9 protein-coding genes are annotated in these 10,842 nt (G+C 61.1%); 4 read left to right on the top strand and 5 right to left on the bottom strand.

The genetic code is table 11. The features are described from left to right. Positions 1-186: MerR family DNA-binding transcriptional regulator (locus WF331_RS25070; RefSeq protein WP_340623380.1), on the bottom strand; the 186-nt coding region annotated here is incomplete at its 3' end. A 166-nt stretch (positions 187-352) separates the two neighbouring features. Further along, on the bottom strand, positions 353-931 hold the full coding sequence (locus WF331_RS25065) for an NAD(P)H-dependent oxidoreductase (RefSeq protein WP_003253953.1): 579 nt from the start codon (positions 929-931) through the stop codon (positions 353-355). A 762-nt stretch (positions 932-1,693) separates the two neighbouring features. Here WF331_RS25065 and WF331_RS25060 point away from each other — a divergent pair. Next, the gene (locus WF331_RS25060) at positions 1,694-2,209 is read left to right on the top strand and encodes an MgtC/SapB family protein (protein ID WP_016486311.1); all 516 of its coding nucleotides are present in this window, start codon (positions 1,694-1,696) and stop codon (positions 2,207-2,209) included. 39 nt (positions 2,210-2,248) lie between these two features. On the opposite strand, the gene WF331_RS25055 is transcribed toward WF331_RS25060, so the two are convergent. From WF331_RS25055 to WF331_RS25045, 3 genes are all read right to left on the bottom strand, one after another. Beyond that, the gene (locus WF331_RS25055) at positions 2,249-6,358 is read right to left on the bottom strand and encodes a CheR family methyltransferase (protein ID WP_054888248.1); all 4,110 of its coding nucleotides are present in this window, start codon (positions 6,356-6,358) and stop codon (positions 2,249-2,251) included. A 120-nt stretch (positions 6,359-6,478) separates the two neighbouring features. Next, entirely contained in the window at positions 6,479-7,576 is a 1,098-nt protein-coding gene (locus WF331_RS25050; RefSeq protein WP_016486313.1) for a mechanosensitive ion channel family protein, read from the bottom strand. Positions 7,577-7,648: 72 nt separating this feature from the next. Then, entirely contained in the window at positions 7,649-8,149 is a 501-nt protein-coding gene (locus WF331_RS25045; RefSeq protein ID WP_102688879.1) for a DUF4142 domain-containing protein, read from the bottom strand. 214 nt (positions 8,150-8,363) lie between these two features. On the opposite strand from WF331_RS25045, the gene WF331_RS25040 reads away from it, so the two are divergent. The 3 genes from WF331_RS25040 to WF331_RS25030 are packed head-to-tail and all read left to right on the top strand — an operon-like array spanning position 8,364 to position 10,842. Beyond that, the gene (locus tag WF331_RS25040; RefSeq protein ID WP_016486315.1) at positions 8,364-8,549 is read left to right on the top strand and encodes a hypothetical protein; all 186 of its coding nucleotides are present in this window, start codon (positions 8,364-8,366) and stop codon (positions 8,547-8,549) included. Positions 8,550-8,563: 14 nt separating this feature from the next. Then, entirely contained in the window at positions 8,564-9,889 is a 1,326-nt protein-coding gene (locus tag WF331_RS25035) for an iron-containing redox enzyme family protein (RefSeq protein ID WP_016486316.1), read from the top strand. Next, positions 9,889-10,842, top strand: coding sequence for a methyltransferase (locus tag WF331_RS25030; protein ID WP_102688880.1), 954 nt, complete (start codon positions 9,889-9,891; stop codon positions 10,840-10,842). Before WF331_RS25035 ends, WF331_RS25030 begins: the two co-directional genes overlap by 1 nt.

Here is a 10,842-nt window from a genome sequence, read left to right as displayed (position 1 = left end):
AACCTCTTTCGCCCGCAGGGCGCCTTCGGCTGGTTCAGTTACACCACTTCCCGGGACACGATCTTGCTGGCTGTAGATGCGGTACTTGCCTTCGCGTTGCGGGGGGGGCAACAGGCCGATTTCTTCGTAATGTCGAATGCTTTTGACGGTGGTGCCCGACAGCTGGGCAGCTTTGCCGATGTACATGAAAATCCCTTTTTATGACGCATCAGAAGCGAAAAGATGTCGCGTGCTCGTACAGGCGCGCGACATCTTTGCACAAGCGTCAGGGTGTGGGAAGCCAAGTTGGACAAGGTGTCACAGCAGGGAGGCCCGGCTGGGCAGCGCAGGGGCACGGCCCGACCGGGGCCGATCAACGGCTGGCGACTGCCTGGACTTGCTTGAGCCAGGCTTCACGCTGTTCCGGCTTGGAGCCCAATACCGGACCGAAGGTCAGGGTTTTCAGGGGTTTTATGCCGCAGAACTCCAGGGTGGTCTTGCGCATTTGGTGCAGGCCCGGCATGCGATACACCCACCGGTAGTACCACGGCGGCGTGTCCATGGTCACCAAAAGGTGAGCCGTGCGGCCCTTGAGCAGCTTATCCGGGAAGGGCGAGCCCTTGCGGTACTTGAAGGCAAAGCCGGGCAGAAACACGCGGTCGAAGAACCCCTTGAGCAACGCCGGAATGCCGCCCCACCAGATCGGGTACACCAATGTCAGGTGTTCGGCCCAGGTAATGTCGTTCTGTGCGTTGATCAAATCGGGCTCAAGCAACTGGATCTGGTTATAGCCATCGTGCAAGACCGGATCGAAATCCAGGGTGTCCAGGCGTAGCAGGCGCACCTCATGGCCTGCTTGCGTGGCAGCCTCGACATAACGTTCGGACACAGCGCCGCAAAAGCTGTCGTTCGAAGGGTGGCCGAGGATTACGAGCATGCGTTTGCGCTTCATGACAAACTCCAGGTAATGAAGTGCCAAGGGTAAAGTCTGCCCCTTACGGTAGAGTCAAGCCTTGCCGGTCAGTGGTAGAGACAAACAGTCCAGCAGCGCTCGGCTAGCGCCCGGCAAACTGTCGAAGAGCGGGCGCAGAAACGCAATGTGCGTTGAGCCCGCACTCGCACTTGCAAGCTCCAACCGGCTTGAAGGGCTTGCGGCTCAAGATAGACGGCGAGGGCACTGTTGGCGTTGACGGCGACATAAGCGTGGCTGAGGGTGTCGTTGAACGTCAGGGGGGCGAGCCCTGTCAAGGCATGCTCGACCGGCATCACCAACACTGACGGGTCGCGATCACGCAGGGGGCATGCCGACCTGGGTGGAAGAGGTCAACCCGCAATCGCTACGAAGTGATCTAGCAAAAAACCAATCCGACCGTCGAAAGTGGGTTAGAGACTGTCAGGGTCGCCGAAGAACATTTGGAAAGGCCTCTGGAACGGCGTTTCTGGCTTCAAAAAGCAGAAATGTACCCCCAAAAATACCCGCGATACCCCCAGCAGGATGCGCGATCGAGAATGGCGATTTCTGACAGCTGTCAAAGTCAGCCAGACGGCTTGCACTCGACCTGCCAGGCAGTCCGATGCAGCAACCTTGAAGTGCTCGCAGTCATACGCTTTAACCGTCCTCGGAAGCCGCTGCCATGCCGATCAAGATCGAACCAACGAGCGCCTGTGAAGAGCGCCGCACCAGCAGAAAGCCTCATCAGGCCGGTACCTGTCAATGGACCTGATCTGGCAAACAATCCAGGCCGAATTCGCCGACATTGGCGATGAGCGCGAGATCGTACGAATCCTCGTACGCCTGGTAATGGCTGCCGTACTCGGCGCAGTGCTGGGCTTCGAGCGCGAGCACAAGGGCAAGTCCGCCGGGGTGCGCACGCACATGCTGGTGTCGCTGGGGGCGGCGCTGTTCGTGCTGGCACCGAGCATGGCAGGTGCCGATGCGCAGGCGCTCAGCCGGGTGATTCAGGGCATCGTTGCCGGTATCGGCTTTCTGGGCGCGGGCACCATTCTCAAAGGCAATGGCCAGGACACCAGTCATGTGAAAGGCCTGACCACAGCCGCGGGGCTATGGATGACGGCGGCCATCGGTACGGCAGCCGGGATGGGACGCGAAGCCACGGCGCTGGTCAGCACGGTGCTGGCGCTGTTGGTGCTGGGCACGATGCCCTTGCTGGTGGAAAAGGTCGAAAGGCAAGACGAAGAAAAACAGAAGGAGGAGGGCAGGAAGCACTGAGGGGCGTGGGTCGCCCCCGCAAAGCCTGCCTTCCCTTATTCAGACCGACGCTGATCCATTCAGGCGCTCGATCGCTTCGATCAGGTCGTCATAGCCCACAGGCTTGTTCAGGTGACGGTCGAACCCGGACTGGCGAGACTTGTATTGGTCGGCGCTGGCCCCATAGCCTGTCAACGCGATGGCCGGGATGTAGCGCAGATGCTCCAGGCCGCGCAGCGCCCGGATCAGAGCATGGCCGTCCATGCCAGGCATGCCGATGTCGGAAATGATCACGTCGTAACGCGCATCTGCCGCCGACTGCAGCGCCAGTTTCGGGTCGCTGTAGGCATCGACGTCGGCATCTTCCATCAACAGCAATTGTTCCATCACTTCCAGCACATCGACCGAGTCATCCACCAGCAGGATACGAACCCCTTTCAGCCGACCTTCTGATGGCAGCACTTCGCCTTGCACCTGGGGTTGCTGGGCGTACGCGCACAAGGGCAGGGTGATGATGAACGTACAACCCTGGCCTATTCCGGGAGACTCTACGCTGACCGCTCCGCCATGGGCTTCTACCAATTGACGAACCAGGGAAAGGCCAATACCTAGCCCCTCTCGCCCATGGCCGGTGGGTGCAGCCTGGTTGAACAGCTCAAAAATATCTTCCAGGGAGTTTTTGGCGAGGCCTATGCCCTGATCGATGACTTCAAGTCGCGCCTGCTCATCCTGCCGAGCAAGTCTCAACAGAATTTCGCCATCGGCAGGGCTGAACTTCAGTGCGTTGTTCAGCAGGTTCCAGATGATCTGGTCGACACGGGTGCTGTCGGCCTCCACATAGACCGGTTCCCCATCGGCCGGCAGCGTCAGCCGAACACTTCGGCCGCGCTGCTCATTGCAAGCTACGGAGCAGATACCCTGCAGCACGGCGCACAAATCGACCGGCTGGGTCTTCAGTTTGAGTTTGCCCGTGCGGATGCGCGCTACATCGAGCAAGTCATCGATGATCCGCGCCTGGCTGGTGACCGCTTCGCGAATGACGTTGACCGCTTTGCTCGCCATGCCGGTACTTGTGACCGATGGTATACGTCGCAAGATATCGGCATTGAGCTGAATCAGGTTCAACGGGTGCTTGAGCTCGTGGGACATCACTGCGAAGAACTCGTCCTTCATGTGGCTGGAGCTTTGTGACTCGGCCAGGCGCTTGCTTTGTTCGTCCTGCAGGCGCTTGTGGCCGGTCAGGTCACGGGCGATCTTCACGTAACCGCGCAGGCTGCTGCCCTTGAGGCGTGACACTTCGCCACTGCAATAGAAGCGGCTGCCGTCCTTGCGCACATGCCAGCGTTCGTCCTGGCCGCGGCCATGCAGGCGCGCGGCACGCAGTTCACGTTCTGGTTCGCCATCTTCGCGGTCCTGATCGGTGAAGATCAGCGCATAGTGCTGGCCAATCACTTCATCCTTGGCGTAGCCGAAGATCAACGCAGCGCCCGTGTTCCAATCGATTATCAGGCCCTGTTCATCAAGCAGGATGATGGCGAAGTCATGGGTGCTCTCCGCGACCAGGCGCATGCGCTCCTCACCTTGGCGCAAGCGTTCTTCGGCTGCGCGGCTTTTGGTGATATCAATGAACGTCAGCACGGTGCCATCGACATTCTGCTCGCTGGCCCGGTACGGTAGCAGGCGCGCCAGGTACCAATGCTGGTCCTGGCCGATCACTTCACGCTCGATCGTGGTTTCGCGCTCGATCACCGCACGCGCATCGTCCGCCAGGCCTGGATATTCCAGGCGATGGGTGATGTCGAGCAGCGAGCGGCCGGTGTCGACCGGCAGTATGCTGAAAATGGCGGTGGCCCCAGGGGTGAACCAGCGAATGTGCAGGTTGCGGTCGACAAACACGGTGGCGATCTGGGTGGAGGCGATCAGGTTGCTCAGGTAGTCGTTGATCTTGTCGGTTTCATCGACCTTGGTCTTGAGCTCGTAGTTGACCGTCAGCAATTCCTCGTTGATGGATTGCAGCTCTTCCTTGCTGGTTTCCAGCTCTTCGCTGGCCAGGCGCAACTCTTCGTTGACCGCCTGCATTTCTTCGTTCGAGGCCATCAGCTCCTGGCTGGAGATGTCGGACTGCTCGATGGTTTCCTGCAACTGCTGACGGGTACGCTGCAGTTCGCGCTCCAGGGTGCTCAACACCATGCCTTCGGTTTGCTGAATGGCAGGCGGGTTGTGGGGATCAGCTTCGCGAACCTGGAAAATCACCAGCAGGCATTCGCTGCCACTGGGTTCGTCCTGGTGGGGCTGTACCTGTACCTGGACTTCGACGCGCTGATCGTCGACGGTGATGATCACTGCGCCCGAGCTGACCGGCTGGCCGGTGTTTTGAGCCTGCAACAGGGTACTGCGCAGGGCAGGGCGCAGCGGCGTGAGTACCAGGTTGAGCAGGCTGGGGCTGACTTCGCCACCGGCGTGGCGCAGGAAGCGGCCGACACCATCGCTCATGTGCAAGATGTTGCCGTCAGCATCGACGATCAGGCTGGGCGGTGTGCGCCTGGACAACGCCCGGTGATGGATTTCAGCATAGGACAGCTTGCGCAGGGGCTTGGGTTTGGCGCGTACTGCTGGCGTGTCGGGCGTCTGAAGCCGCCCCGGGCGGCGCGCCGGTTCCACTTCCCTGGCGCGGAAGATGCGATGGCGCTTGTCCACGGCAATAAACAGGTCGGCCGCCACGTCCGCTGATTCCGAACTGCCCAGGAACAGGTAACCTCCTTTACGCAGGGCGAAGTGGAACAGCCGCAGGATTTCCCGTTGCACTTCCCGGTCCAGGTAGATGAGCAAGTTACGGCATACCACCAGGTCCAACTGAGAGAACGGTGGATCGGACAACAGGTTGTGCCGGGCGAACAGCACTTTTTCGCGAATGTCCTTGCGTACGCGGTAATTCTGATTTTCCTTGATGAAGAACTGGCGCAGCCTGGCCGTGGGAACATCGGTGGCGATGGCATCGGGGTAAACGCCCAGCCGGCCGACATTGATCGCGCGCTCGTCGAGGTCGGTGGCGAACACCTGCACCTTGGCACTGCGCTGCTCCATCGCCAATTGCTCGGTTGCCATCATCGCCAGGCTATAGGCTTCCTCGCCGGATGAACACCCCGCCGACCAGATGCGTATTTCGCGCTGCGGATCCTCGCTGTCATCGTTGGCCAGCCCCGGCATCGCCTGTTGTTGCAACGCTTCGAAGGCGTCCCGGTCGCGAAAGAAGTTGGTGACCCCGATCAGCATGTCCGCCAACAGGGCGCGAGACTCCTCAGGATGCCGCTCGAGGTAGTCGCGGTAACCGGCAAGGTCGGTCTGCGCGGTGACGTGCAGGCGACGTTCAAGCCGGCGCAGCACCGTCGCGCGCTTGTAGTGCTGGAAGTCGTGGCCGGTGCTGGCATGCAGCCGGGCGAGGATGTCGTCGAGGAGCGGGTCGCATTGGGCTGGGTCGCCTGAGCGTTCGCCTAGCGGCGGCGGGAGGCTGTCATCCTCGATTTCCGGCAGTTTGACCTTCTGAGCCGAGCGACACAGTTCTACCAGCTTGCCCGGAATCTCGGTCACCGGAAGGATCAGGTCGACCATGCCGGTGGCGATGGCGGCCTTGGGCATGTCAGGGTACTGGGCGTCATCGGGCGACTGCACAAGCGTCACGCCACCTTGTTCCTTGATCCGCGATAGGCCCACTGCGCCATCGCTGCCGCTGCCCGAAAGGATTACGCAGAACGCATGGTCCTTGTGCACATCAGCAAGGTCGCGAAAGAACAGGTCGATGGCGACGTGGTCGCCGCGGCTGCGCCTGGCCGGGCTGACCCGCAGGTAGCCGTCATTGGTGGACAGGCGGTTGGCTGGCGAAATGACATAGACGTGATCACGCTCGATCGGTACCGGCTCGCTTACCTGGCACACCGGCATTCGCGTGACGCGCTGGATCAAGCGGTCTGCCTGGCTCTGGTGGTCCGGCGACAAGTGCAACACTACAACGAACGCCATGCCGCAGTTTTCGGGGACGCGCTGAAAAAACGCCTGGACCGCCTCCAGGCCGCCGGCCGATGCACCGATACCCACCACTGGGAAGTCCAGATGGCTGGGGCTTAGGGCAGGGTTTTGCGGCGAGGCGGGCGTGGGTTTGCTGGACGATTTCATGGGCACGAGCCTTGTGCGAACCGGGAGTGAGCAGTGGCAGCGATTATAGGCCTGGCACCGATCAATCTACGAGCGGGGTTCAAGTAGGACTGCCCATGCTGGCCAAAGTGCCGCTGTCGGTCAAAGGGCCTGGGGCTGCTCGAGGGATTGTGGCAGTGCGGTCACCTTGATGGCACGTACCGGTACGGCAAACTTGGCTCCGATCCTGTTGAAGCGCTCGAGCAGGTGGAAATTGATCGCCTGCTGAATATCCATGTAGAGGTTGTAGCCAGGGTCTCTCACGATATAGACGCATTCGAACTCCAGTGCCTCTTTGCCAAAGCCGCGCAAATGGGCGCGATCAAAACGCACCTGCTGTTGGGCTGTGATCGCCTCTTCGACGATGGCGGGCGCCTGTTTTACCGCATCAGTGGGCGTGTCGTACGACAAGCCGAACTCGAACACGATGCGTCGCTCCTGCAAGCGTTTGTAGTTCTGGATCGTGCTGCTGATCATGCTGGCATTGGCCATGACGATCTGCTCGCCACCCAGGCTGCGGATGCGTGTGGTCTTAAGCCCCACGTGCTCCACCGTGCCCGCCAGCGGACCGATGACGATGAAATCACCGACTTCGAACGGTTTGTCGACGGCGATCGACAATGAGGCGAACAGGTCACCCAGGATGTTCTGCACGGCCAGGGCGACGGCAATGCCGCCCACACCCAGGCTGGCCACGAAGGCGGTGACATTGACGCCCAGATTGGACAGCATGGCCAGCAACACCACCGACCACAACAGCACGCGCGCGCCCCAGGCCGAAAGCGTGGCCAGCGCACTGCCTTGGTATAGGCCGTCGGCGCTGTGCCGGCTGAAGTAGCGGGTGAGGCCCAGCGCGATGGCGCGATTGACCCAGAGGCCGATCTGCAGGGCAGCGACCACGAACCACAAGCTACTGACCCGGCCCAGCCAGCGCTCGGGCAGGTCCAGCATGCTCAAGCCGACCAGCAGCGAAGCGAGCAGCAGCAGGCTGTTGCTGGTGCCGGCCAGTACCTTGGCCAGCACCTGACTCATTGCCCCGTCATGTTCGGACCAGCGCTGCACCCGGCGCATCAACAGGCCGATGACAGCTCTGGCAATCACGAACGTCAGCACAGCAACGCACAGCGCTACCAGCAGGTTGAGGATGGAAATGCCGAAGAATGTGGTGTCGGTGAACAGTTCGATGATTCGATCATTCATGGGGAGCCCACCTCCAGATGGCTCAAGGCAGGGCCGCAGGGCGGCCCCTGGGATTACGTGGTGACGTGTGGGTTACTTGCCGTGAGTGGCTTGCAGCGCCTTGGCCTGTTCCAGATGGTGTTGCAGCGTTGGCAGCTTGTCGCTGGCGAAGGCCTTCAGCTCCGGCTTGTCGGAGGAGGCGGCCTCTTTCTTGAACAGTTCCACGGCCTTTTCGTGCGCGTCGACCTGGCTATTGACGTATGACCGGTCGAACGACTCGTCGCGCCATTCGAGGATCATCTTCTTCACCTTGTCGGTCAGCGCCGCTTCGTCGGGCACGCTGATGTCCAGCTTGCGGGCGATGTCACCGAGTTCCTGGTTGGCTTTGGTATGGTCTGTGACCATTTGCTGGGCGAATTGCTTGATGTCTGCGCTCTGGCTCTTTTCCTGCGCCAGGTTGCCGGTGACCACTTCGGCGATACCGGCTTCAGTGGCCGCATCGACGAAATCGTCCGAAGACGCTGCCTGTACCTGCAGCGAAGCCAGGCCCATCAACAGGGTAACGCCGGCGATTTTCAACAATGGTGTGTTCATGTCTCACTCCTTCGTTCTGTTGGCGCGACCTCAATGTCGCACTCGGTTGAACCGCAGGTGTGGGTGAAGGTTTAGTTTTTCTTGAAAACAGGGCCGCCGTGGCAGCGCAATCTGCGTGTCCGGGCACCGCTCATCCGCTATGTCGTAATCAGAACGAATTCAGGGGGACGGTGAGACTCGTTGGTTTAGGTCTTCACAAAAACGAGTAACCATCATGAAAAACAACCTGTTCGCCATGTTGCTGTTGACTGCCAGTTTCTCGCTGCTCGGAGGTTGCTTCGACCGCGACAGTGATCATCCAGCGAAGGATGCCGACCCAAGCAAACCGTCACTGCAGATGCAGCAACCCAGTGACCCTGTAATTAACCCTCCAGCTGAGACCAAACCGCAGAATCAATGAGTGAGGTACAGGGCATGGTGGCAACCACAAAGGCAGGTATAAGACCTCAAAATGCCGACTTAGGGCTGGAGCATCGCTATCGAGCGCTACTTGAGGGCCCGGAGCCCACCACCGAGGCCTGGCTGGAAGAGCAACTGCATCTGGCCCGTGCGCTTTGCGACGACCTGCCAGATGATCCTGGGCTACTCCCGCAATGGGCCGATAACCATGCGGGACGTGTCGCCAGCGAGCATGCGGCCTACCTGGAACAACGGCGTCAGGGCGGCCCCCGTCGTTTTTTTGCCAATCGGGCCCATGCCTTGTGGTTTCTGCAGCAAGTCGCGCCGACCAAAGCGGTCGACGGCGCCTGGCTACACGGAGCCCTATGGCATTGGCAGGACCCGCGCTTCCATGGGCTGATCCGCACCTTCCTCGAAGAACTCGGAGACGGTGACCCACGCTGCAATCACGTGTTGATCTACCAGCGCTTGCTCAGTCGCCTGGGTTGCCTGCAGGAGCCATCGCTTGACCCCGCTCGCTACCTGCAGGGCGCGTTGCAACTGGCGCTCGGCCAGCACTGCGAGCGTTTTCTTCCAGAAGTGATCGGTTACAACCTGGGTTACGAACAGCCCCCTTTGCATCTGCTGATCACCACCCACGAGCTGGCCGAGCTGGGTATCGACGCCCATTACTTCCAGTTGCATGTGACCATCGATAATGCCGCCAGCGGCCATGCGCGCCGCGCCGTAGAGAGCTTCACCGAGCTGGTGCGGGACGAGAAACCCGCGTTCTACGAGCGTGTCAGGCATGGCTACCGTCTTAATGACCTGGGGATCGACACGCCGTCGTTGATCGCCTCGTTCGACCTGCAGGCCGAATTGCTCGGCGCGCTGGAGCGCAAGCGCATCTATGGCCAGTGCATGCATTCGGACCGTTGTCGCCTGCAAGGACGCACCATCAACCAGTGGCTTGCCGAACCCGGCGCGATGCCTGATTTTCTGGAGGCGCTACAGGTTCAGGGTTGGATCAAGCGCGACAACGATCCCCGACAAAGCCGCTTCTGGTCGCTGATAGAAGGCCCTGTAGCGGCCATGTTCGGTGTGTTCGATGCTTATGAAAAGCAGCTTTGGCATGACTGGATCGCCGGAGACTGGCAAGGCGCAGAAATCCGTCGGGTGCTGCCAGGGCAGTGGGAGCACGCCTTGCAGTTGGCAGATGAAACACCCCTTGCGCCACCGGCTGCAGACATGGCTGCGCTGATCGAAGCGATGGCTGGCAATCGGCATGCTACCCCCCAGGGCCTGCAGGCCACCCGCGCGTTCATTCAGGCCACCGGCTTGATGCAAGGAGGGCTCTACTGATGCTGCTCGACCAAGACCAGATCCGTGCCGATGAGGCCTTGTTGCAGTTGGGGCGTCGCCTGCGTGCCGACGGCTATCGTTTCACTTGCGTGACGCCGGCGACCCAGGCCAGGGTCAATGCCCGGGCCGATGCGCAGCAGGCGCGTACCCTGCGTGATGTGTTCGGCTGGAGTAGGCCGTTCGCCGCGTCACTGCTCAGCCCCGATGAACTGGCGCAGCTGCGCCTCGCTGGCGTGCTGGAGGCCCAAGGTGCGCTGTGGCGCAGCACTGTGCGCTGGTCCAGCCTGGACGATCTGTTGCTGGTACATGCTGCCTGGCCAACGGACAGCCGCGACGCGGTGTTCTTTGGCCCCGACAGCTACCGTTTCGCCCAGCTGATACACGATCATTTGATCAGCACGCCCGAGCGCGTGCAGCATGCCGTAGACATCGGCTGTGGCAGCGGTGTAGGGGCGTTGGTGATCGCTCGCGCCGCCCAACACGCTCAGGTTTGCGCAGTGGACATCAACCCTATGGCATTGCGCTACACCGCCATCAATGCCGCCTTGGCCGGTGTGGCCAATGTCTCGGTCGAGCACAGTGACCTGCTCAATGACATCGCAGGTACGTTCGACCTGATCGTCGCCAACCCGCCGTACATGCTTGACGCCGGACAGCGCGCCTACCGCCACGGCGGCGGCGCACTGGGTGCCGAGCTGTCGCTGCGCATCGTCGACCAAGCCCGGGAGCGCCTGTCGCCCGGGGGCACGTTGCTGCTGTACACCGGTGTCGCCATCGTCGAGGGGCGCGACGCGCTGCTCGAAGCCGTGCGGTTACGCCTGGCAGGGCCTGCGTTCAGTTGGTTCTATCGTGAGCTGGACCCAGACGTATTCGGTGAGCAATTGCTTGAACCCGGTTACGAGCAGGTCGAGCGCATTGCCGCCGTGGCCCTGACCGTCACCCGTCGCGGCTGA

The sequence above is a fragment of the Pseudomonas sp. YNh genome, from assembly GCF_037993085.1.
Classification (GTDB): domain Bacteria; phylum Pseudomonadota; class Gammaproteobacteria; order Pseudomonadales; family Pseudomonadaceae; genus Aquipseudomonas; species Aquipseudomonas putida.
The sequence above is the reverse complement of the archived record's forward strand: the minus strand, read 5'-3'. Positions and strand labels throughout refer to the sequence as shown.